General features: G+C 65.6%; 23 protein-coding genes. 7 read left to right on the top strand and 16 right to left on the bottom strand.

Annotated features, from left to right (window positions below; all coding sequences use genetic code 11):
* Position 1: 1 nt before the first annotated feature.
* From HUX88_RS00120 to leuS, 9 genes are all read right to left on the bottom strand, one after another.
* Entirely contained in the window at positions 2-2,101 is a 2,100-nt protein-coding gene (locus tag HUX88_RS00120; protein WP_117014106.1) for an HDOD domain-containing protein, read from the bottom strand.
* Between the two features lie 217 nt (positions 2,102-2,318).
* On the bottom strand, positions 2,319-3,593 hold the full coding sequence (locus HUX88_RS00115) for a multidrug effflux MFS transporter (protein WP_176360417.1): 1,275 nt from the start codon (positions 3,591-3,593) through the stop codon (positions 2,319-2,321).
* 50 nt (positions 3,594-3,643) lie between these two features.
* Entirely contained in the window at positions 3,644-4,846 is a 1,203-nt protein-coding gene (locus HUX88_RS00110) for a class I SAM-dependent RNA methyltransferase (protein WP_373886732.1), read from the bottom strand.
* Positions 4,847-4,903: 57 nt separating this feature from the next.
* The gene (locus HUX88_RS00105; RefSeq protein WP_117014109.1) at positions 4,904-5,506 is read right to left on the bottom strand and encodes a 2-hydroxychromene-2-carboxylate isomerase; all 603 of its coding nucleotides are present in this window, start codon (positions 5,504-5,506) and stop codon (positions 4,904-4,906) included.
* A 10-nt stretch (positions 5,507-5,516) separates the two neighbouring features.
* A complete protein-coding gene (locus HUX88_RS00100; protein ID WP_176360416.1) occupies positions 5,517-5,933 on the bottom strand; it encodes a CopD family protein in 417 nt (138 codons plus the stop codon).
* Positions 5,934-5,941: 8 nt separating this feature from the next.
* Positions 5,942-7,213 carry a glutamate-5-semialdehyde dehydrogenase gene (locus HUX88_RS00095; RefSeq protein WP_176360415.1) on the bottom strand — a complete coding sequence of 424 codons (1,272 nt, stop codon included), beginning with the start codon at positions 7,211-7,213 and terminating at the stop codon, positions 5,942-5,944.
* A gap of 11 nt (positions 7,214-7,224) precedes the next feature.
* Positions 7,225-8,244, bottom strand: a complete 1,020-nt coding sequence (holA, locus tag HUX88_RS00090; protein WP_176360414.1) for a DNA polymerase III subunit delta — start codon at positions 8,242-8,244, stop codon at positions 7,225-7,227.
* 9 nt (positions 8,245-8,253) lie between these two features.
* Positions 8,254-8,847: an LPS assembly lipoprotein LptE gene (gene lptE / locus HUX88_RS00085; protein ID WP_117014112.1), complete on the bottom strand. Its 594-nt coding sequence runs from the start codon at positions 8,845-8,847 to the stop codon at positions 8,254-8,256.
* A gap of 12 nt (positions 8,848-8,859) precedes the next feature.
* On the bottom strand, positions 8,860-11,490 hold the full coding sequence (gene leuS, locus HUX88_RS00080; protein ID WP_176360413.1) for a leucine--tRNA ligase: 2,631 nt from the start codon (positions 11,488-11,490) through the stop codon (positions 8,860-8,862).
* Between the two features lie 175 nt (positions 11,491-11,665).
* On the opposite strand from leuS, the gene HUX88_RS00075 reads away from it, so the two are divergent.
* The 4 genes from HUX88_RS00075 to map all read left to right on the top strand — a co-directional run bounded on the left by HUX88_RS00075 (position 11,666) and on the right by map (position 14,867).
* Entirely contained in the window at positions 11,666-12,532 is an 867-nt protein-coding gene (locus tag HUX88_RS00075) for a hypothetical protein (protein ID WP_176360412.1), read from the top strand.
* Between the two features lie 222 nt (positions 12,533-12,754).
* Positions 12,755-13,549, top strand: coding sequence for an AraC family transcriptional regulator (locus HUX88_RS00065; RefSeq protein ID WP_176360410.1), 795 nt, complete (start codon positions 12,755-12,757; stop codon positions 13,547-13,549).
* Between the two features lie 72 nt (positions 13,550-13,621).
* Positions 13,622-13,987 (top strand): VOC family protein, encoded by a 366-nt coding sequence (locus HUX88_RS00060; RefSeq protein ID WP_176360409.1) that lies wholly within the window; start codon positions 13,622-13,624, stop codon positions 13,985-13,987.
* Between the two features lie 46 nt (positions 13,988-14,033).
* Complete coding sequence (map, locus tag HUX88_RS00055) at positions 14,034-14,867, top strand: type I methionyl aminopeptidase (RefSeq protein WP_176360408.1); 834 nt, start codon at positions 14,034-14,036, stop codon at positions 14,865-14,867.
* Here the strand turns inward: map and HUX88_RS00050 are convergent.
* The 5 genes from HUX88_RS00050 to HUX88_RS00030 all read right to left on the bottom strand — a co-directional run bounded on the left by HUX88_RS00050 (position 14,854) and on the right by HUX88_RS00030 (position 17,841).
* A complete protein-coding gene (locus tag HUX88_RS00050) occupies positions 14,854-15,180 on the bottom strand; it encodes a barstar family protein (protein WP_176360407.1) in 327 nt (108 codons plus the stop codon). The two genes, map and HUX88_RS00050, sit on opposite strands and share 14 nt — an antisense overlap.
* Positions 15,180-15,605: a biopolymer transporter ExbD gene (locus HUX88_RS00045; protein ID WP_161086798.1), complete on the bottom strand. Its 426-nt coding sequence runs from the start codon at positions 15,603-15,605 to the stop codon at positions 15,180-15,182. Before HUX88_RS00045 ends, HUX88_RS00050 begins: the two co-directional genes overlap by 1 nt.
* Positions 15,606-15,693: 88 nt before the next feature.
* Complete coding sequence (locus HUX88_RS00040) at positions 15,694-16,368, bottom strand: MotA/TolQ/ExbB proton channel family protein (protein WP_117014119.1); 675 nt, start codon at positions 16,366-16,368, stop codon at positions 15,694-15,696.
* Entirely contained in the window at positions 16,368-17,174 is an 807-nt protein-coding gene (dapB, locus tag HUX88_RS00035; protein ID WP_176360406.1) for a 4-hydroxy-tetrahydrodipicolinate reductase, read from the bottom strand. Before dapB ends, HUX88_RS00040 begins: the two co-directional genes overlap by 1 nt.
* A gap of 16 nt (positions 17,175-17,190) precedes the next feature.
* Complete coding sequence (locus HUX88_RS00030) at positions 17,191-17,841, bottom strand: outer membrane protein assembly factor BamE (protein WP_176360405.1); 651 nt, start codon at positions 17,839-17,841, stop codon at positions 17,191-17,193.
* A 266-nt stretch (positions 17,842-18,107) separates the two neighbouring features.
* Between HUX88_RS00030 and fur the strand changes: the two genes are divergently transcribed.
* Positions 18,108-18,536, top strand: a complete 429-nt coding sequence (fur, locus tag HUX88_RS00025) for a ferric iron uptake transcriptional regulator (RefSeq protein WP_161092504.1) — start codon at positions 18,108-18,110, stop codon at positions 18,534-18,536.
* A 1-nt stretch (position 18,537) separates the two neighbouring features.
* Here fur and hrcA read toward each other — a convergent pair whose 3' ends face one another.
* Both hrcA and HUX88_RS00015 read right to left on the bottom strand, forming a co-directional pair.
* Positions 18,538-19,554: a heat-inducible transcriptional repressor HrcA gene (gene hrcA, locus HUX88_RS00020; protein WP_176360404.1), complete on the bottom strand. Its 1,017-nt coding sequence runs from the start codon at positions 19,552-19,554 to the stop codon at positions 18,538-18,540.
* Positions 19,555-19,622: 68 nt separating this feature from the next.
* Entirely contained in the window at positions 19,623-20,324 is a 702-nt protein-coding gene (locus tag HUX88_RS00015) for an HAD family hydrolase (RefSeq protein ID WP_176360403.1), read from the bottom strand.
* 95 nt (positions 20,325-20,419) lie between these two features.
* Between HUX88_RS00015 and HUX88_RS00010 the strand changes: the two genes are divergently transcribed.
* Positions 20,420-21,895, top strand: coding sequence for a metallophosphoesterase (locus HUX88_RS00010; protein WP_373886731.1), 1,476 nt, complete (start codon positions 20,420-20,422; stop codon positions 21,893-21,895).
* A 144-nt stretch (positions 21,896-22,039) separates the two neighbouring features.
* Positions 22,040-22,657, top strand: coding sequence for a hypothetical protein (locus HUX88_RS00005; RefSeq protein ID WP_176360402.1), 618 nt, complete (start codon positions 22,040-22,042; stop codon positions 22,655-22,657).
* Positions 22,658-22,669 lie beyond the last annotated feature (12 nt).

The following is a 22,669-nucleotide window of genomic DNA, read 5'->3' as shown; positions in this document are numbered from 1 at the left end:
CTTAAACTGAATCCATCACCCGCGTTTGCACGCCGGCGACTTGACTGGTGCTGCCGCGAGCTGGCAGCAGGATTTCAAAGGTGGTACCCGTTTTACCGGAACGGCAGGTGATCAGTCCCTGCATTTTTTTCACCAGGCTGTGGACGATGGACAGGCCCAGGCCATGGTGCGCGCCTTCCTTGGTGCTGCGCACTGCGGAGAACAGATTGGCCAGCACCTCGGCCGAGAGGCCAGGGCCGGTGTCGCTGACCACCAGTTCCAGGTAAAGCTTGCGTTCGCGGTTGACGTGACCGCGGTTCGAAATCTCGATCTTGCCGCCGTCGGCCAGTGCCTCCACGGCGTTCTTGATCAGGTTGACCAGTATCTGCTTGAGCAGGTCGGCGTCGCCGTCGATTTCGGCCGGCTCCTCCTGCATACGCACCACGATCTGCACCGAGGCCGGCACGAAGTCGGTGGCGCGGAACAGGCGCAGCACGTCGTCCACCACGCGGGCGACGTCGGTCACGCGCGAGCTCTCGGTCGGCTGCAGGTCGGCCAGGCCGTTGATCAGTTGTCCGACGCGGTCGATCTCCTCGTTCAGGATGGACATCTCGCCCACCACCGGTTCGCGCTTGGCCAGCTTGCCGTCCAGGACCGACAGGTAGTTCTTGATGATCGACAGCGGGTTGTTCACCTCGTGCACCACGCGGCGCGAGGCTTCGCGATATTCTTCCGCCACGTGGGCGATCTGGCGCTTGGTGTGGCCACGCTCGCTGATCGCCGTTTCCAGCGCGGCGGCGGCCTGGGTGCCGAACGATTGCAGGAAGCGCTCGCGCTTCTGGAAGCCGGCCACCTGCCACGCCGGCGCGCCGCCGATCAACACGCCCAGGCAGCGCTGGTTGGCCACCAGCGGCACGCACACCATGGCCTCGCTGCCGAGGAGGCGGAACAGCTGTTCCTCGGCCACGCTCAGGGCCTGCTGCGGATTGCCGTCGCGGCTGACGAAGGCCAGCTTGCGCTCCAGCGCCGCGTCGGCCACCACGCCGCCCTTGGTGAGCGGGATGACCAGTTCGGCCAGCCGCTGCTGATGCTCGCCGGCGGCGGCGCCGTGCAGCGCGTGGCCGGTCGGATTCTCCAGCAGCACCACGGCGTTTTCAAAATCGAACAGGATGCGCGCCGAGCGCGTCATCGCCTCCAGCAGGCCGGACTCGCCCTGCTGGCGCGCGAAGGTCTGGCCCATCTCGGACACCAGCACCATGTTGCGCACTTCCTCGGACAGCCGCTGCTGCACCGGATCGACCGGCGGCGGCGCGTAGGCGGACGGCGTCGGCACGTCGTCGGCGCCGGCCAGGTCGATGCCCAGGTAGGCGGCCGACTTCTCCACCTGCCGCGCGGCGTTGTTGACGACCTGCTCCAGCGCCTCGGCATCGAGGCTGCACAGGTGGCCGGCTTCCTCGATGGCCTGCTGCTGGTCCTCGTGGAAGCACAGCAGGTGCGCCAGGCGCACCATGCGGATCAAGGGATGGGCCGACTCCAGGCGCGCGATCGGCTCGTGGTGATACAGCACGCTGTCGGCCAGGAAGGAATCGAGGTGCCAGCGTTCGATCAGCCAGGCGCCCGCCTCCGAGTGGGTGATCTGCAGCGTGCGCTGCTCGACCGCGCACAGGTCCTCGTCGTCGCGCGCCATGAAGTTGAAGGCGTATTCCTTGGGCGCGGTGGCCAGCAGCGCCAGGCGGCCGACGTTGTGCAGCAGGCCGGCCAGGTAGGCTTCCTCGGCGTGCGGGTATTCCATGCGCTTGGCGATGTCGCGGGCGATGACGGCGGTGGTCAGGGAACCTTTCCAGAAACCGCGCAAGTCGGTGCTGCTCGAATGCGGGAAGCTGTTGAAGGTCTGGAACACGGATTCGCTGATGACCAGCGTCTTGATCATGTCGGTGCCCAGCGACACCAGCGACTGCTCCAGGCCGACCACGCGCGCGTTGCGGTGGTAGGCCGAGCTGTTGGCGACGGTGAGGATCTTGCTGGTCATCGCCGCATCCTTGGCGATCAGCGCGGCCAGCTCCGGCATGCCGGCGTCGTCGGCCTGCAAGTGCTCAATCAACTTAATGAGTATCTGCGGCATTGCCGGCAGACGGGCAATCAGCAGGCGATTGCGAATATCATGGTCAGGTTGATGCATCGTATCAAGCGTTGTTTGGGCCGGTCGTTGTGCAAGAATCGGGAGCAATAATCAAGGGCAATAATTGCTGCCGAAAAGTTATACTAACATAAAGTCTTGTAGTAACTTAACAGCAAGTAAGATTTCTTTCTAAACTAAGTCAATTTCCTGCCGTAAATAATTACCGACCCGGATGGCGTAGAAGCATGCTCCGGTAATAGCGCGACGTCAACCACAAAACGAGAGCAGAGGCACTAAATGCCATCTGTCCGGCGGCTAACCATAGCGCGGAGTGTGATAGGAAGGGTGCGATCACCCCCGCCACCACCGCGCCGAGCAGGGTGGTGGCGAACGATTGGCAGGACGCCACCGTGCCGCGGATGTGCGGAAACAGGTCCAACGCCAGCAGGGTGGCCGCCGGCGCTACCACCGACATGCCGAAGGTGTAGAAGAAGATCGGCGCCACCGACCACGGCAGAGCGGGCGGCTGCAACAGGTGGTAGCAAACGTTAAATGTCGACGCGACCACCAGGAAACAAAAACCGATGGCTATCTGTCGCGAAAACGCCATCTTGCCGGCGATCCGGTTGGCCGCCAGCGCGCCGAGGAAAATCCCGCTCACCGATGGAATGAACAGCCAGCCGAACTGCGAGGCGCCCAGCCCCAGGTGCTGCGGCAGGAACACCGGCGCCGACGAGATGTACAGGAACAGGCCGGCGAAATTGAGCGCCACCACGCCGGACTTGAGGTGGAACAGCGGCGAGCGCAGGATCTCGGTGTAGTTCCGCAGCAGGAAGCGCGGATTGAAGGGATGGCGCTTCTCTTTCGGCAGCGTCTCCGGCAGCTTGCGGTAGCAGTAGATGAACAGCAGCACGCTGTAGGCCAGCAGCGCCAGGAAGATCGCCCGCCAGTCGAACAGCGTGACCACCCAGCCGCCCAGGATCGGCGCGATGGCCGGCGCGATCGAGAAGATCATCGTCACCATCGACAGCAGGCGCGCGGCGGCGGCGTCCTCGTACAGGTCGCGGATGATGGCGCGCCCCACCACCACGCCGGCGCCGGACGACACGCCCTGCAGGATGCGGAACACCCACAGGTAGTGCACGGTGTGCGCGGCGGCGCAGCCCAGCGTGCCGACCGCGAACATCGCCAGCGACACCAGGATCACGTTGCGGCGGCCGAAGGCGTCCGACAGCGCGCCGTGCCACAACACCATGGCGGCGAAAGACAGCATGTAGAACGTCAGGCTTTGCTGGACCTCGATCGGCGTCGCGTTCAGCGTGGCCTGGATGTTGGGGAAGGCCGGCAGGTAGGCGTCGATGGAGAAAGGCCCCAGCATCGACAGGGCCGCCAGCACGGCGGCCAGCGCGCCGGCGCCGAGGACTTTCATGTGCGGCGGCTCGGGCGCCTCCGCGACGGGATCGGGGGGAAGATTGACGGGAGGTGTGGTGAACATGCGGTGCTTTCCGGCTGGGGCGCCGCGCCGGAAAGCGCGGCGCGTACTACTTAGACTTCTTTCGGCTTGGCCGCTTCGCGGCGGTTGAAACCGGCCACCATATCGAAGCGGAACAAACGGCATTCCAGCGCGCCGTTGAAGAACGGCGTCTTGCGCGATTCCTTCAGGCGCAGCAGCTTGGGCAGGCCCAGGTCCGCCGTGAACAGGAACACCGTCCAGCCGGCGAAGCGCTGCTTGAGGGTGGTCGACAGCGCCGAATAGAAGCTGGTCGCCAGTTCGTCCTCCGGCAGCGAGCTGTCGCCGCGCACGCCGATACGCTCGCCGTACGGAGGATTGGTCAGCAGGATGCCCGGCTGCTCGGTCGGCGCCTTCACCTCCTGCGCCTCGATCTGCTTGAGCGGCACGTCGAACATGATGCCGGCGCACTTGAGGTTATGGCGCGTCATCGCCACCATGTCGCCCGAGATGTCGGAGCCGAAGATGGTCGGCGATTCCGGCAGCGGATTGGCCTTGATCGAATTTTTCATCTCGTTCCACGGCGCCGGATCGAAGTCGTTGAAGGCTTCGAAGGCAAAGCGGCGGCGCGCGCCCGGCGGGATGCCCTGCACCATCTGCGCCGCTTCGCACAGGATGGTGCCGGAGCCGCACATCGGGTCGAACAGCGGCATGCCCGGCTTCCAGCCCGACACGCGCAGCAGGCCGGCGGCCAGGTTCTCGCGCAGCGGCGCGTCGCCCGTCTCCTCGCGCCAGCCGCGCTTGAACAGCGCCTCGCCGGAGGTGTCGAGGTAGATGATGAACTGGCGCGCGTCGAGGAAGCCGACGATACGCATGTCCGGTTCCTTGGTGTTGACCGAAGGACGCTTGTTGAACTGGTCGCGGAAGCGGTCGCAGATCGCGTCCTTGATTTTCAGCGTGGTGAACTCCAGGCTTTTCAGCGGGGACTTCACGGCGGTGACGTCGACGCGGATGGTGTGGTCGTAGGTGAACCAGTCTTCCCACGGCTGCGCCAGCACCAGGTCGTAGATGTCGTTCTCGTTCTGGTAGCCGGTGACGGCCATACGCATCAGCACGCGCGAGGCGATGCGCGAGTGCAGGTTGATGCGGTAGGAATCGAGCAGCTCACCGGAGCAGTGCACGCCGCCCGGGACCTGGTTGTGCACCTTGAGGGTAGTGCTCAGTTGGGCGATCTCGCCCAGTTCTTCGGCCAGCGCCGCTTCCATGCCGCGCGGGCATGGGCAAAAATAGGATGCCATAGGTGTACCTTTTGTCCGTTAAAAAAATTGCGCGCCGCCCGAGTGGCGCGGCGCGATTTACTTCTGCATTGCCCGTTCCAGGAAGTCCAGGCGGTCCTGGCCCCAGAAACTCTCTCCATCCAACACATACCACGGCGAGCCGAACACGCTGGCCGCCGTTGCGTCTTCCGTATTGCGGTCGTACTCGGCCTGCACGCTGGCCGTCTCCGCCGACTTGATCAACGCTTTGCCATCGAGGCCAAGGCTGCCGGCGATCTGCGCCAGCGTTTCCTCGTCGCCGATATTCTTATCCTCGGCCCACAGCCCGCGCATCACCGCCAGCGACAGCGACAACGCCACGTCCACGCCATGTGTCAGGCGCGCGGCGATCAGCATGCGGTTGGCCAGCTCCGGCGACACCGGGAAAAACTTCGGCTGCACGTTGAGCGGAATGCCGAGGAAATCCGACCAGCGCGTCAGTTCGACCAGGCGGTAGGCCTGGCGCTGCGGGGCGCGCTTGGCCAGCGGCAGGCCGCCGGACACACCGAACACCTTGCCCAGGTCGACCGGCCGCACTTCGATTTGCACGCCGTGCTGGCGCGCCATGGCGACAAAGCGCTCATGGCCCAGATACGTCCACGGCGAATGGGCGGCGAAAAAATACTGGCAGACTTTACTCATGACACTCCGATCAGAAGGGTTTGACCACAACCAGCAGCACTATCGCCAGCAGCATAAACACCGGCAGCTCATTAAACACGCGGAACCACTTGTGGCTGCGCGTGTTGACGCCCTTCTCGAACTTCTTGAGGATGGGGCCACAGGCGTGGTGATAACCGATCACCAGCACCACGAAGAACAGCTTGGCGTGCAGCCAGTGTGGCATCTGCGCGCCGTACTGCATCCACACCAGGATCGCGCCGAACACCACCGCGAACACCGACAGCCACATCGAAAAACGATACAGCTTGCGCGCCATGAGCAGCAGGCGCGCGGTCGAGGCCTTGTCGGTCTCCATCGCCAGGTTGACGAAGATGCGCGGCAGGTAGAACACGCCCGCCATCCAGGCGATCACGAAGAAAATGTGCAGCGCTTTAATCCAGAGCATACGTCTCCTTATTGACGGATTTCGCCGTGACCGAACACGACGTACTTCAGCGAAGTCAAACCTTCCAGCCCAACCGGGCCGCGCGCGTGCAGCTTGTCGTTGGAGATGCCGATCTCCGCGCCCAGGCCGTACTCGAAACCGTCGGCAAAGCGCGTCGAGGCGTTGATCATCACCGACGCCGAATCGACTTCGCGCAGGAAGCGCATCGCGTCCGTGTAATCCTCCGTGACGATGGCCTCGGTGTGCTTGGACGAGTAGTGGTTGATGTGCTCCATCGCCTCGTCGATGCCGGCGACGATCTTCACCGACAGGATCGCGGCCAGGTATTCGGTCGACCAGTCTTCCTCGACGGCGGCCACCAGGTGCGGATAGCCGGCGGCGGACAGGATCGCCATCGCCTCGGGATCGGCGCGCAGCTCGACCTGCTTGGTCGCGTACAGCCTGGCCAGTTCCGGCAGCACGGCGGGCGCGATGGCGCGCGCCACCAGCAGCGTCTCCATGGTGTTGCAGGTGCCGTAGCGGTGGCACTTGGCGTTGAACGCGATGTCCAATGCCTTCTTCATGTCGGCCTTGGCGTCGATGTAGACGTGGCAGATGCCGTCCAGGTGTTTAATCATCGGCACCGTCGCCTCGGCCATCAGGCGCGCGATCAGGCCCTTGCCGCCGCGCGGCACGATCACGTCCACGTACTGCGGCATGGTGATCAGCGCACCGACGGCGGCGCGGTCGGTGGTGTCGACCACTTGCACGCCGTCCTCCGGCAGGCCGGCGCCCAGCAGGCCTTCCTTGACCAGCTTGGCCAGCGCGCGGTTGCAGTGGATCGCTTCCGAGCCGCCGCGCAGGATGGTGGCGTTGCCGCTCTTGATGCACAGGCCCGCCGCGTCCACCGTCACGTTGGGACGGGATTCGTAGATGATGCCGATCACGCCCAGCGGCACGCGCATCTGGCCGACCTGGATGCCGGTCGGGCGGAACTTCAGGCCAGAGATTTCGCCGATCGGATCGGGCAGCGCGACGATCTGGCGCAGGCCTTCCACCATCGTCGCGATGGCCTTGTCGGACAGTGCCAGGCGGTCCAGCATGGCCGGGGCCAGGCCGTTGGCGGCCGCCGCGTCCATGTCGAGCTGATTGGCGGCGCGCAGCTGGGCGGCGTCGCGCTCGATCGCGTCGGCGATCAGCGTCAGCGCGCGGTTGCGGGTGGCGCTGTCGGCGCGGGCCATGGCGCGCGATGCCTTGCGCGCTTGCTGGCCCAGTTGTTCCATGTAGTGCTTGATATCCATCGGTAGCTTTCCTATCCGCCGCGTGCGACTTTCAACGCCAGTTGCAGCATCGCGTCCCACGCGTCGCCGGCGTGCGCTTTGGCGCGCAAGCCCTTGATCATCTTGTCGACCTGCGCCGCGTCCTTCATCGCCACTTCCAGTACAGGCAGCGAGATGCGGCGCAGCGCCGGCTCCATCATGCGTTCCTTCGGTCCCCAGATGCGATACTCCTTGAGCAGCGCACCCAGAGGACGGCCCTGCGCCATGCCCGCCTTCAGCTTGAGCAGCGTGCGGATTTCCTCCGACACGGCCCACAGCACCAGCGGCAGCGCCTCGCCCTCGCCCTTCAAGCCTTCCAGCATCCGCACCAGACGCGCCGGATCGCCCGACAGCATCGCTTCACTGAGCTTGAACACGTCGTAACGCGCCACGTTCAGCACCGCTTCGTGCACCTGCTCGTAGGTCAGCTTGCCCGGTTCGTGCAGCAGGGCCAACTTCTGTATCTCCTGATGGGCCGCAAGCAGGTTGCCTTCAACGCGATCGGCGATGAAATCGATGCTCTGTCTATCCGCGCTTTGCCCTTGTGCGGCAAGGCGCTGGCCTATCCAATTGGGTAACTGCGCCCGTTCAATCTGCGCGATGTCGATATACACCGCCGCCTGCTGCAGGCTGGCGACCCACGCCGCCTTCTGCGTCTGCCAATCCAGCTTGGGCAGCGTGATCAGGGTCAGATTGTCCGGACTTAAATCCTTCACATAATTCTGCAGCGCCGCGCCGCCATCCTTGCCCGGCTTGCCGGTCGGGATGCGTAGCTCGATCAGCTTCTTGTCGCCGAACAGCGACAGCGCCTGGTTGGACGCCAGCAGCTCGCCCCACTTGAAGCTGCGTTCCACGGTCAGCACGTCGCGCTCGGAATAGCCTTGCGCGCGCGCCGCCTTGCGGATCTTGTCCGCGGCCTCCAGCGCCAGCAGATGCTCGTCGCTGGTGATCACGTACAGCTGGGACAACGATTTCGTCAAATGGCCGTCCAGCGCTTCTAACCGCAATTGCATCGCGCGCCCTTACTGGATAGGCACGGCGGGCACGGACGGCGTCGGCGACGCCGGCGGCGGCAGCGACACCTGCTGCGGCTTGATGGCCGCGATACGGCGCATCATCTGCTGCACCAGGTCCGTCTGCATGTCCTTGTACAGCAGCGCTTCTTCCTGCTCCTTCGCCAGCAACTGGGTTTCGTTGAAGTCGATGGGGCGGGTCAGCAGGATCTGCGTACGTCCCAGCAGCTCCTTGCCCTGCTTGTCCAAGACGCGGAACACGATGTTATACGACAGCAGGTACTGGCTCACGCGGCCATTGCGGTTCAGCGTCAAAATGGATTTGGTGCGGGTCTTCTCGGGGTCGGACAGCACCTCGATCACGCCGTCCGCATCCTTGGCCGCGTTGACGACGGTGGTGCCGCCGTTGGCGCGGATGTTGCGCTTCAAATCGATGGCCAGCGGCGACGCTTCCGGCAGTCCGACATACATCGTCGGGAACGGCAGCGTGTAGTGGCCGCCGTCGCCGCGCAGATGGAAGCCGCAGGCCGACACGGTCAGCGCCACGGCCAGCACCGCGGCGGCCAGCCGGCCGCGCCGGAACAACTCGGAAGTAGTCAGCATGTTTGAACCCAGTTAAACCACGATGTTGATCAATTTGCCCGGCACCACGATGACCTTCTTCGGCGTGCCTTCGATGAACTTCTGCACCGCCTCGTTGGCCAGCGCCGCCGCCTCGATGCTCGCCTTGTCGGCGGTCTTGGCCACGACCACGCTGCCACGCAGCTTGCCGTTCACCTGGATCATCATCTCGATCTCGGATTGCTCCAGCGCGGCCGGGTCGACCTGCGGCCACTGCACGTTGAGGATGTCGCCGTGCGCCTTGGCGTAGCCCAGTTCCTCCCACAGCACGTGGGTGATGTGCGGGGCCACTGGGTTCAGCAGGCGCAGGAAGATCGAATAGCCTTCGGACAGCGACGCGGCATCCGCGTCCTTGGCCGATTCCAGCGTGTTGAGCATCTTCATGCAGGCCGACACCACGGTGTTGTACTGGATGCGCTTGATGTCGTAGTCCGCCTGCTGCAGCACCTTGTGCAGTTCGCGGCGCAGGGTTTTACCAGCGTCGGTGGTCGCGGTGGCGGTCAGCGGCGCGCCGGCGGCGGCGATGGCGTCGCGCTGCGCGTAGCCGAAGCCCCATACGCGGCGCAGGAAGCGGTTGGCGCCTTCGACGCCGCTGCCCGACCATTCCAGCGTCTGTTCCGGCGGCGAGGCGAACATCGTGAACAGGCGCGCGGTGTCGGCGCCGTATTGCTCGATCTGCGCGGCCGGGTCGATGCCGTTGTTCTTCGACTTCGACATCTTCTCGGTGCCGCCGATGTTCACCGGCTGGCCGTCGGCCTTCGAGACCGCGCCTTGCGGGCGGCCCTTGTCGTCCAAGGTCAGGTCGACGTCGGCCGGGTTGAACCAGGTCTTCTTGCCGGCGGCGTCTTCGCGGTAGTAGGTCTCGTTGAGCACCATGCCCTGCGTGAGCAGGTTGACGAACGGCTCGTCGAACTTGACCAGGCCGAAGTCGCGCATGATCTTGGTCCAGAAGCGCGCGTACAGCAGGTGCATGACGGCGTGCTCGATGCCGCCGATGTACTGGTCCATCGGCATCCAGTAGTCATTGCGCTCGTCGACCATGGCCTTGTCCGAACCCGGCGAGGTATAGCGCATGTAGTACCACGACGAATCGACGAAGGTGTCCATCGTGTCGGTCTCGCGGCGCGCGGGCTTGCCGCACTGCGGGCAGTCGCACTTGAGGAAGGCCTCGTATTTGTTCAGCGGATTGCCGGTACCATCGGGTACGCAGTCTTCCGGCAGCACCACCGGCAGGTCCTTCTCCGGCACCGGCACCACGCCGCAATCGCCGCAGTGGATCATCGGGATCGGCGTGCCCCAGTAGCGCTGGCGCGAGATGCCCCAGTCGCGCAGACGGAAGGTGATCTTCTTCTCGCCCAGGCCCTTGGCTGCCATGTCGGCGGCCACCGCATCGACGGCTTCGGCGTAGCGCAGGCCGTCGTACTTGCCGGAGTTGGTGACGATGGAGATGTCCTTGTCGCCGTACCATTCCTGCCAGGCGTCGGTGGAGAACTCCTTGCCCTCGGCCTGGATGACCTGCTTGATCGGCAGATTGTATTTTTTGGCGAAGGCGAAATCGCGCTCGTCGTGCGCGGGCACGCCCATGACGGCGCCGTCGCCGTAGGTGATCAGCACGTAGTTGCCGACCCAGACCTCGACCTGCTCGCCGGTCAGCGGATGGGTGACGAACAGGCCGGTCGGCATGCCCTTCTTCTCCATCGTCGCCATGTCGGCTTCGATCACGGAACCCAGCTTGCACTCGGCGTTGAACGCGGCCAGTTCAGGATTGGTCTGCGCGGCGTGGATCGCCAGCGGATGCTCGGCCGCCACGGCGCAGAAGGTCACGCCCATCACGGTGTCCGGACGGGTGGTGAAGACGTACATCTTGCCGTCCTGGATCAGCTGGCCGTCAGCGCCCTTGATCTGGTGCGGGAAGGCAAAGCGCACGCCGGTCGACTTGCCGATCCAGTTGGTCTGCATGGTGCGCACGCGCTCGGGCCAGCCCGGCAGCTTGTCGTCGACATAGGCCAGCAGCTCGTCGGCGTAGTCGGTGATGCGGGCGTAGTACATCGGGATCTCGCGCTTTTCGATCGGCGCGCCGGAACGCCAGCCCTTACCATCGACCACCTGCTCGTTGGCCAGCACGGTCTGGTCGATCGGGTCCCAGTTCACGGTGCCGGTCTTCTTGTAGATGATGCCTTTTTCCAGCATCTTCAGGAACATCCACTGGTTCCACTTGTAGTATTCCGGCTTGCACGCGGTCATTTCACGCGACCAGTCGATCGCCAGGCCCATCGACTCCATCTGCTCGCGCATGTGGGCGATGTTGGAGTAGGTCCACTGCGCCGGCGGCACGTTGTTGGCCATCGCCGCGTTTTCTGCCGGCATGCCGAACGCGTCCCAGCCCATCGGCATGAGCACGTTGTAGCCGTTCATGCGCAGGTAGCGGTACATCACATCGTTGATCGTATAGTTGCGGACGTGGCCCATGTGCAGCTTGCCCGATGGATAAGGCAGCATCGAACAGGCGTAATACTTCCCTTTCGGGAAACGCGGGTCGTGTTCGACGGCCTTGTAGGCGTCGATGGCTTTCCAGTGCGATTGAGCGGCTTTTTCTACGTCAGCGGGACTATATTTATCTTGCATGATGGTGTGCGGCCAATAAGTGTATATGAACCGGACATTATACCGGTTCAGGGCGCGGTATGAGCGGCCGGGCTCGGCGTGGCGGCGTTCGATTGAGGCGGGACAGTACGGCGGCGCGCGGCTGGGGCTAAATAGCGGGGTTGCGATTGTCAAAAAAGCCACTCCTGAGCCTGCCATGTCCGCCGATCTCCCCGCCGCCATTGAAGCGTTGCGCCGCGCCCATCCCGGGTGCGACTTCCTGCTGGTCAGCGCCAGCATTTCCCGCAAACTGCACCGCGAGCTGTCCAGGCTGATCGCCGGCGGCAAACAGCATGCCGGATGCACGGTCTTTCTCTGCACCATGGGCGGCGACTCGGACGCGGGCTTTCGCATCGGCAGGTGCCTGCAGCAGCACTACGAGCACATCCGGCTGGCGATTCCCTCCTATTGCAAAAGCGCCGGGACGCTGATCGCCATCGGCGCGCATGAGCTGGCAATGGGCGACCTTGGCGAACTCGGGCCGCTGGATCTGCAAATCATGAAGCCATCGGAATTGCATGAAATGGGTTCGGTACAAGACGTGATGCAGGCGCTCAATGCGGTGGAGTTCCATACCCGCGAGGCGTTCATCAAGAACCTGCTCGGCATCCGCAAGCATGGCCGCCTCTCGACCAAACTCGCCGGCAAGCTTGCCGCAAGAGTGACGCAAGGCATCGCCGCGCCGCTTTATTCGCAGATGGATCCGCTGCGAATCGGCGAGATACAGCGAGCAATACGCATTGTCGCGGAATACGGAAAACGGCTAAACGATGTGTGCAACTCGCTTAAGAGCGGGGCGCTTGAACGTTTGGCGAGCACTTATCCTTCTCATCATTTTGTCATCGACCGCAAGGAGGCGGAGGAACTTTTTTCCCAAGTCCACTGTCTCACGCAGGAAGAACTGGCAATCTGCCAAATCCTTGAGGCTTGGTTAGTTGAGCCAATAGAACAGGCGCCAGTTTTTCTGAACGCAGGGCTGGATACCAAGGGAGAAAATCATGAAAGTCAGGATTGGCGTCTCTGAGCTCATTACGCGCCAGGAGAGCTTTCAACGCGCAAGAAGAATGATGGAGTTGCAGATGAGGCAGGCCAGCAAGACCTCGGAAATGATTCAAAGAGCATGGGCCAAGACGGGCTTCCTGGTGGACGAGGACGAGCGGCCGTATGGCGATATCGACGATCCCGAGTCATTCTAAGCAGGCTTGAGGCGAGCCGGCCAGGGACCGGCGCATGGCATACTGCGCGGATGTACTACCGCGAATATCCTCCCCATCCGGCGCTGGCCGCGCACGTCGAGTGCATGTGGGCCGCCCGCGCGCCCGGCGGCGCGCACACGCACCGGGTGCTGCCGGATAATTGTGTCGATATTCTTTGGCAGGACGGCGGCCAGCCAGGCTTCGCGGTCGGCATGATGAGCAGCGCCATCCTGGTCGCCAGCGGCGGGCCGCTGCGCACGGTGGCGGTGCGCTTCAAGCCCGGCGCGGCTGGCGCCTTCCTGGCCGCGCCGCTGCACGCGCTGACCGACCAGCGAGCCGATATCGACCAGCTCTGGGGGCGCAGCGATGCCAAGCGGCTGGCCGACGCCTTGTGGACCTGCGAGCTGTCCGACCGCGAACGCATCGCCTTGATCGAACATCAACTGCTGCGGCGGCTGCGCGATGCCGGCGACGCGACCACGGCGCGCACGGCGGCCGCGCGAGACATCGGCGAGCCCGGCGACGCGGGCGAGCGTTTGATCCACCACGCCCTGGCCGCGTTGGACGCCAGCGGCGGCACTCTGCGCATCGAACAACTGGCGGCGCAGCTGGGCGTGTCGCGCCAGTACCTGGCGACGCTGTTCCGTGCGCGGGTCGGACTCTCGCCCAAGCTGTATGCGCGCATCAGCCGCTTCCGCCGGGCCGCCGCCGCGCTCAAGGCTGCGCCGTCGCCGGACTGGGCGCGACTGGCGCTGGACTGCGGCTATTTCGACCAGTCGCACCTGATCCACGATTTCCAGGAATTCGCCGGCAGCGCGCCGGAGCGCTTCCTGCTGGGCGCCTAGCTTCCATTTTTACAATCGCGCCCGCTGCCGATGTGCCAAGATGGCGTTTTCAACATCTCAGTGGAGACAAGCATGATCAAGGGATTACGCACCGTGGCCTATCCGGTGGCCGACCTGGCGGCCGCCAAGACCTGGTACAGCAAGGTGTTCGATACCGCGCCCTATTTCGACCAGCCGTTCTACGTCGGCTTCAACGTCGGCGGCTTCGAGCTGGGCCTGATCCCGGACGGCAAGCCCGGCCAGACCGGCAGCATGGTCTACTGGGGCGTGGACGACATCGCCGCCGAGGTGGACCGCATCGTCGCCCTGGGCGCCACCGTGCACGGGGCGATCCAGGACGTGGGCGAGAACATCAAGACGGTGGAATTGGCCGATCCGTTCGGCAATCTGCTTTGCCTGATCGACAACCCTCATTTCGATTTGGCAGCGGTACGCTAGCGGATGTGGCAGTATACGCGCCTCCGAAAATGAAAGAGGTCGCACCATGTCCCGCCGTAACGCCAATCTGATCAAGTCGTCCGAGCAAATCGTCCAGGCGCGCGTCGCCGCCCAGCTGGCGGCCGACGTGCTGACCATGATCACGCCGCACGTCAAGGCCGGCGTCAGCACCGGCTACCTCGACAAGCTGTGCAACGACTACATCGTCAACGTGCAGCAGGCGATCCCGGCCAACGTGGGCTACGGCGGCTTCCCGGCCACCGTGTGCAGCTCGGTCAACCACGTGGTGTGCCACGGCATTCCGAAGGACGACCACATCCTCAAGGACGGCGACATCATCAACCTCGACGTCGCCGTCATCAAGGATGGCTGGCACGGCGACACCAGCCGCATGTACTACGTCGGCGAGCCGTCCAAGGCCACCCGCAAGCTGGTCGAGACCACCTACGCGGCGATGTGGGCCGGCATCCGCGCGGTCAAGCCGCGCGCCACGCTGGGCGACGTCGGCTTCGCGATCCAGACCGTGGCCGAGAAGGCCGGCTACAGCGTGGTGCTGGATTACTGCGGCCACGGCATCGGCATGGTCTACCACGACGAGCCGCAGGTGGCGCACTACGGCCGTCCGGGCCAGGGCGTGGTGCTCAAGGCGGGCATGCTGTTCACGATCGAGCCGATGATCAATGCCGGCAAGGCGGCGACCAAGGAATTGAACGACGGCTGGACCGTCGAGACGCGCGACAAATCGCTGTCGGCGCAATGGGAGCACATGGTGCTGGTGACCGAGACCGGCTTCGAGGTGCTGACGCTGGCCCCGGGCGAGACCGGCGCCAAGTCGCAGATCCCGAACGCGGTGCCGGCCGGCGTGGTCAGCGCAGCGTAAGCTTCAGGGCCGGCTTCTCGCCGTAGTCTTCGTAGCGCTCGTTGATGCCGGCCACGCAGTAGGCCACCTCTTCCAGGATGTCGGGCACGGCGGCCTTCATGGCCTCGGCGTTGGTGATGACGATGTCCAGCACCTCGTTCGGCTTCAGGCGGAACTTGCTCATGCCGTCCTCGTCGCGCAGGTAGCTCAGGCAATCGACCCAGGCGTCCATGGTGTTGCCGTAGGTATCGGGGAAGCCCAGCGCGGCCTTGCACGCGGCGTGGAAGCTGGCGAAATCGGTGATCGCCGCGCCGTTCAATTCTGCGGTTGCCATTATTTTTTCTCTTTCCTCGGGTCGGTGACGAACCCTAGTTTCGTTAAACCATGCGACTGCGCGGCGGCCATCACCTGCGCCACCACTTCGTAGCGGGTGTCCTTGTCGGCGCGCAGCTGCAGCTCCGGCTGCGGCTCCAGTTTGGCCGCGTCGACCAGGCGCGCCTCCAGCACGCTGAGCTCGACCGGGTCGTTATTCCAGAAGATCTTGCCGGCGCCGTCGATCGACAGCGTGACCGTGGCCGCCTGCTGCGGATTGGCCTGGGCCTGCGCCTTTGGCAGGTCCAGCTTGACGGCGTTGGTGAACATCGGCGCGCTGAGGATGAAGATCACCAGCAGCACCAGCATCACATCGACCATCGGCGTGACGTTGATATCGGCCATCGGCCCCGGATTGCGGTGGTGGTTGAAGGCACCAAAACTCATGCTAGCTCCCAATAATGGGGTCAAGTCTGACATTCGGACACGGCCTCCGCCGTAGCGGGACGGCCAGGGCAGAGCTCGTGTCCGAATGTCAGACTTGACCCCCGCCCTTAGTCAGGTAGGCGTGCAGGTCGTGCGCGAAGGCGTCCAGTTCGGCCAGGGTCAGCCGGTTGACGCGGTTGAAGCCGTTGTACGCCAGCACCGCCGGGATGGCCACCGTCAGGCCGATGGCGGTCATGATCAGCGCCTCGCCCACCGGGCCGGCCACCTTGTCGATCTGCACCGTGCCGCTGGCCGAGACGTTGGCCAGCGCGTGGTAGATGCCCCACACCGTGCCCAGCAGCCCGACAAACGGCGCGGTGGCGCCGATCGACGCCAGCAGGGTCAGGCCGCCTTCGAGGCGGTTGGTGGAATTCTGGATCGCCACCCGCAGCACGCGGGTGACCTGCGCGGCATGGCCCATCTCGCCTCCCAGCGACGCGCGGCCGCCGGTCTTGAGCTGCGCCGCGCCTTGCTGCGCCAGCGGCAGGAAGACTTGTTCGGGATCGGCCAGCGTCAGCGCGGCCACGCCATCCTGCATCGACGGCGCCTCCCAGAACGCTTGCACGGCCGGCGCGCTGCGGCGGATGCGCAGCGCGGCGTAGGCTTTGGACAGGATGAAGAACCAGCTCACCAGCGACATCGCCAGCAACACCAGCGCCACGATGTGGCTGATGGTGTCGCCCTGCTCCCAGTAGCCGGCCAGGGTGAAGTGGTTGGGCGTCATCAGTTCAGCGCCAGCACGTCGTTCATGTCGTACAGGCCGGTGGCCTTGTCGGCCAGGAAGCGGCAGGCGCGCAGCGAGCCGTGCGCGTAGGTCACGCGGCTGCTGGACTTGTGGCTGATCTCGATGCGCTCGCCGGTGCCGGCGAACAGCACGGTGTGGTCGCCGACGATGTCGCCGCCGCGGATGGTGGCGAAGCCGATCGACGACGGGTCGCGCTCGCCGGTCACGCCCTCGCGCGCGTAGACCGCGCAATCCTTGAGGTCGCGCCCGAGCGCGTCGGCCAGCACTTCGCCCATCTTCAGCGCGGTGCCGGACGGGGCGTCGACCTTGTGACGGTGGTGGGCCTCGATCACTTCGATGTCGTAGCCGACCGCCAGCGCCTTGGCCGCCTGCTGCAGCAGCTTGAGCGTGACGTTGACGCCGACGCTGAAGTTGGGCGACATCACGATGGCGGTCTTCTTGGCCGCTTCGGCAATCGCCGCCTTGCCCGCTTCGTCGAAGCCGGTGGTGCCGATGATCATCTTGATGCCGTGCTCGGCGCAATACGCCAGGTGGGCCAGCGTGCCCTCGGGGCGGGTGAAGTCGATCAGGTACTGCGCGCCGGCCAGGCCCTTGGCCAGGTCCGACTCCACCGGCACGCCGGCCGGCTTGCCGAGGAAGGCGGCGGCGTCGCCGCCGATGTTGGCCGAGCCCGCGCGGTCCAGCGCGCCGGACAGGCGGGCGTCGGGCGCGTCGAGCACCGCTTCGATCAGGATGCGGCCCATGCGGCCGCCGGCGCCGGCGATGGCGATGTTCAGGTTGCTCATGCGTGTGTCCTCGTGCTTATTTCTTGTCGTTGCTCACCGTCACGCCAACCGGCGAGGCGGCGGAGTTGTCGGCGCCGGCCGGGATAGTCGCGGTGTTGCCGACCGGACGCGCGTCCGGCGTGTTCAGGTCCTTCTTGATCTTGGGCGCCGGGCCGGCGATGCGGGCGATGTAGTCTTTTTCGGTCGGCAGGTTGCCGCCTTCCCAGCGCGCCACCTTGCCGTCCTTGTCGAAGAACACGATCACGCGGCTGGTGGTGATTTCGCCGTTGCCCTTGGCCATGCGGAACGCGTAGTCCCAGCGGTCGGCGTGGAACGGGTCGGCCAGCAGCGCGGTGCCGAAGATGAAGCGCACCTGCTCGCGCGTCATGCCGGTCTTGAGCTGGGATAGCATCTCCTCGGAGACGAAGTTGCCCTGCTGGATGTCCGGACGGTACGGCGAGAAGAACCACATGAACTTCTGCAGCTTGGTGATGGTGGTGGTTTGCGCGCCCTTGCTGGCGTCGAGCGTGGTGCCGGTCTCCTTGACCTCGTTCGATTTCTCGCCCAGCGTGGTGTTGGACGCGCAGCCGCCCACAGCCAGCGCGACGCAAACGGCGCCGGCCAGCAGCGGGGCGCGGCGGGTGAAACGGTGCAACAAAGACTGCGATAAAGCCTGGGTGACGCGCATGGTTGTCCTCAATCTGATCGAGCGGAAGTGCCGAAAAACGCTATATCATAAAGCACAAGGTGCGACATGGGGCTGCGCGGGCACTCCGGGAGAGCGCATTATCCAGCAAAACGGCGAGTATGTCCTTGTTTTATAAAGATTAATTGTAAAACATTGCAATTGTAAATTTCACGCCGGCGGCGCCGCGCGGCGCGCAGGGTGCGGTGGCGGCCGGAGTGCGTTAAACTGTCGCCTAGCTATCGCCAACCACTCAAAGAGCCGCCATCATGAGCAACACCCCCACCGACCTGAAGGCCAGCGGCCTCAAAGCCACGCTGCCCCGCCTCAAAATCCTGGACATCTTCCAGAACAGCGAAGTGCGCCACCTGACCGCCGAGGATGTCTACAAGATCCTGTTGGCCGAAAATATGGACGTGGGCCTGGCGACCGTGTACCGGGTGCTGACCCAGTTCGAACAGGCCGGCCTGCTCAACCGCAACCACTTCGAGACCGGCAAGGCCATCTTTGAATTGAACGAGGGCTCGCACCACGACCATCTGGTGTGCCTGGACTGCGGCCGCGTGGAGGAATTCTTCGACGAGGAAATCGAGACGCGCCAGCAGGTGGTGGCCAAGGAGCGCGGCTTCAAGATCGCCGAGCACGCGCTGGCCATCTACGGCAACTGCACCAAGACCGCCTGCCCGCACCGTCCTTGACTCAATTATGGCTGAGCGCGTTCGATAGCAGCTTGGCCGTGATGTCCACAATCGGGATCACCCGCTCGTAGGCCATGCGCGTCGGCCCGATCACGCCCAGGGTGCCGACGATCTTGCCGTTGGCCGTGTACGGCGCGGTCACCACGCTCATCTCGTCCATCGGCACCAGGCTCGATTCGCCGCCGATGTAGATCTGCACCCCGCTGGCCTTGCTCGACACGTCGAGCAGCTGCATCAGCCCGGTCTTCTGCTCGAACATGTCGAACATCTGCCGCAGCGACGTCATGTTCGACGACAGGTCGCTCACCGACAGCAGGTTGCGCTCGCCCGAGATGACCATGTCGTCCGAGCTGTCGGCCATCGCCTCGCTGCCGGCCTCCACCGCCGCCTGCATCAGCCGGCCCATGTCGTCGCGCAGCTGGCGCACCTCGCTCTGCAGCCGGTGGTGCACCTCGTCGAAGGCCAGGCCGCCGTAGTTCTGGTTGATGTAGTTGGCCGACTGCACCAGCTGCGCCGGGCTGTAGTCGACATCGGTCAGCAGCAGCCGGTTCTGCACGTCGCCGGTCGGGCCGACGATCACCAGCAGGATGCGCTTCTCCCCCAGCCGTAAAAACTCGATCTGCTGGAACACCGATTCGCGCCGCGGGCTGAGCACCACGCCGGCGAACTGCGACAGCGACGACAACATCTGCGCCGCGTTGGCGATCATCTTGTGCGGCTGCGGCGCCTGCAGCCGCATGCGCCCCTCCACCGACTGCTCGTCGAGATGCTGCACGGTGAGCAGCGTGTCGACGAAGATGCGGTAGCCGCGCGGCGTCGGCACGCGGCCGGCCGAGGTGTGGGGACTGGCCACGTAGCCCAGTTCCTCCAGGTCGGCCATGATGTTGCGGATGGTGGCCGGCGACAGGTCCAGTCCGGAGATCTTGGACAGGGCGCGCGAGCCCACCGGCTGGCCGTCCGCGATGTAGCGTTCGACGAGGGCCTTGAGCAAGGTTTGTGCGCGTGTATCGAGTTGCATGTTCATTCACTGATGATATTTCTGCTTATTATGCACGCTCCGCGCCGGACGGGGGCCGCAGCGTGGCGTCAATGCTGCATTTGCGCACGAACCCATGCCAGAAGTTCATCAAAACTGGCGCAGGTGGCGTCCGGCGCGATGCCCGCTTCGTGCTGCGCGCCCCGGCGGTTCATCCACACCGCCCGCAGGCCGGCGCCCTGCGCGCCCTGCACGTCCAGCCGCAGGTCGTCGCCGACGTAGACCGCGTCGCGCGGCGCCACGCCCATCGCCTCGCAGGCGGCCAGGAAGATGGACGGGTCGGGCTTGGCGCGGCCGAAGCGCGACGAGGCCAGCACAGTGTCGAAATGGTGGTGCAGGCCGATGACTTCAAGGTCGGCGTTGCCGTTGGTGATCACGCCCAGGCGCAGCATGGCCTGCAGCGCCACCAGCGCGGCCGGCACCTCGCCGAACGGCGTGACGGCGTTGCGCTGCACGTGGAAGTGGCGCATGGCGCCCTCGATGTGGGCGGCGTCGGCGCCGGCCTCGGCGAAGGCCTGCTCCAGCGCCAGGCGGCGCAGCCGGTACAGGTCGACCACCAGTTCGGGCCGCTGTTCCAGCAGGGCCATGCGGCGCGCGCGCAGCGCCTCGATGGAATAGCGCTGGGTCACCTCGGGCGCGTGCTCGGCCAGCCAGGCGTGCCAGCTGGTTTCCGCCGCCGCGATCACCGGGCCGATCGGCCACAGGGTGTCGTCCAGGTCGAACAGCAGGGCGTGGGGGCGGCGTGGGGTCATGGCGGGCAAACGAAAATGAAAGATGCGATATTGTCGCACCGATTGCCGCCCGGCGAGGGCGTGGTAAATTACCGGATTGCCCCGCTGGAGAACCCGTGCCCTCGACCACCCTCGCCACCATCCACCGCCGCCGAGCGCCGCGTCCGGCAGGCGCCCTATCAGCGGCCCTGTCGGCCGCCCGATCAGCCGCGCTGTCGGCCGCCGTGCTGGCCGCCCTGCTGGCCGGCTGCGCCACCGTCGGCCAGCCGCCGGCCTTCACCTCCTTCGTGGTGCTGAGCGAAGGCGGCGCCGCCGTGGCGCGCGTGCTGATCGACGCCCCGACCTGCCCCGACATCGTGGTCGACGGCCAGCCGCGGCCGATGACGCTGCGCGCGCCGGCCGCCACATTGCCGCTGCGCCCGACGGCCTCGGCGCCGGCCGACTCCAAGCCGGCCGCCTTCCCGCTGCTGACCTGCGAGGCCGCGCTGCCGGCCGGCGGCCATCCCCGGGCCAGCGTGCTGGGCCGCGCGCTGCCGCAGCCTGTGGCCGCGCCGCGCCGCATCGTCGTCATCGGCGACACCGGCTGCCGCCTGCAAAAGAGTTCCAACAGCTACCAGGCCTGCAACCGCGCGGCCGACTATCCGTTCGCCGCCATCGCGGCGGCCGCCGCCGCGTGGGGCCCGGAGCTGGTGGTCCACGTCGGCGACTACCACTACCGCGAGAACGCCTGCCCCGACGGCGACGCCGGTTGCGCCGGCAGCCCGTGGGGCTACGGCTGGGACGCCTGGAACGCCGACTTCTTCGCGCCCGGCGCGGCGCTGCTGCGGGCGGCGCCGTGGATCATGGCGCGCGGCAACCACGAGAACTGCCAGCGCGGCGGCCAGGGCTACTGGCGCCTGCTCGACCCGCGCCCGCTGGCCGCCGGGCGCGACTGCAACAACGCCGCCGACGACGCCCTCGGCAACTACAGCGCGCCCTACGCCGTGCCGATCGGCCAGGACACCCAGCTGCTGGTGCTCGACACCGCCAACACCACGTGGAAGGGCTTCAAGCCGGGCGAGCCGGGCTACGACGCCTACCGCACGCTGTACCGCCGGCTGGACGCATTGGCGCGGCAGGCGCCGCGCAACATCGGCATCGCCCACCATCCGCTGCTGGGCATGGGCGCCGACCGCCGCGCCGACGGCTCGGTGCGGCTGCTGCCGGGCGACGCCGGTCTGCAGCAGGCCTTCGGCTCGCTCAACCCGGGCCTGCTGCCGGACTCGGTGCAGGCCATGCTGTCGGGCCACGTGCACCTGTGGGAGCAGGTCAGCTTCGCCGGCGGCCACCCGAGCCAGTTCATCTCCGGCTTTTCCGGCACCGCCGAGGACACCGTGCCGCTGCCCGAGCACCTGCCGGACGGCGTGACGCCGGCGCCGGGCGCGCGGGTCGAGCAGTTCAGTTCCTGGGTCGACGGCTTCGGCTTCATGACCATGGAGCGCCAGGACGCCGACCGCTGGCTGGTGCAGGTGCACGACCTGCAGGGCCGGGTGCGCAACAGCTGCCAGCTCGACGGCAAGCGCTCGCGTTGCGCGGTGGCGCAGGTGCGCTGAGCCCCGCCGCGGCCCCGGGTGTCACAAGCTGTTACATCGCTTAGCGGCCCCGGTGTTACCAAATGCACTAAAATACCGGCCAACGCGTGTAAGATGCTGCACCCGCCCGTTGCCCGGCCCTATTCGATTTGGAGAGAGATTGTTATGAAAAGTGTGTACCTGCGTTCAGGCCTCGCCCTGGCGTGCGCCGCCCTGCTGAACGCCTGCGGCGGCGGCAACGGCAACCTGGCCCTGTCGGGCACCATCAGCGGCCTGACCAAGCCCGACCTGGTCCTGATCAACAAGAAGACCAATGAAAAGCTGGCCATCCCGGCCAACAGCAGCAGCTTCGTGTTCACCCGCCTGGCCGCGGTCGACGAGGAATTCGACATCGAGGTCGACACCCCGCCCACCGGCGCCAAGTGCACGCCGGTCGGCACCTCCAACGTCGGCAAGGCCAACGCCTACACCTCGTACCAGATCGGCTTCAGCTGCGTGACCAATCCGTGGACGCTGGGCGGCAACGTCGGCGGCCTGCGCTACCCGGGCCTGGTGCTGGCCAACGGCGCCGACCTGGTCAGCGTGCTGCCGCCGGCCACCGCCGGCGCCACGGTCGGCTTCACCTTCCCGAGCAAGGTCGGCGACGGTTCGCCGTACGGTGTGACGGTGCTGTCGCAACCGGTCGATCCGGTCACCAAGCAGACCCAGGTCTGCACGGTCGCCAACCCCACCGGCAACATGCCGGCCAAGGACTACGGCGACCTGGTCGTCACCTGCAATTAATTCCGGCGCCGG

The organism is Duganella sp. BJB1802, assembly GCF_013369445.1.
Lineage (GTDB): Bacteria > Pseudomonadota > Gammaproteobacteria > Burkholderiales > Burkholderiaceae_D > Rugamonas > Rugamonas vulcania_A.
Note: the sequence above shows the minus strand (reverse complement) of the source record. Positions and strands in the feature narration are given on the sequence as shown.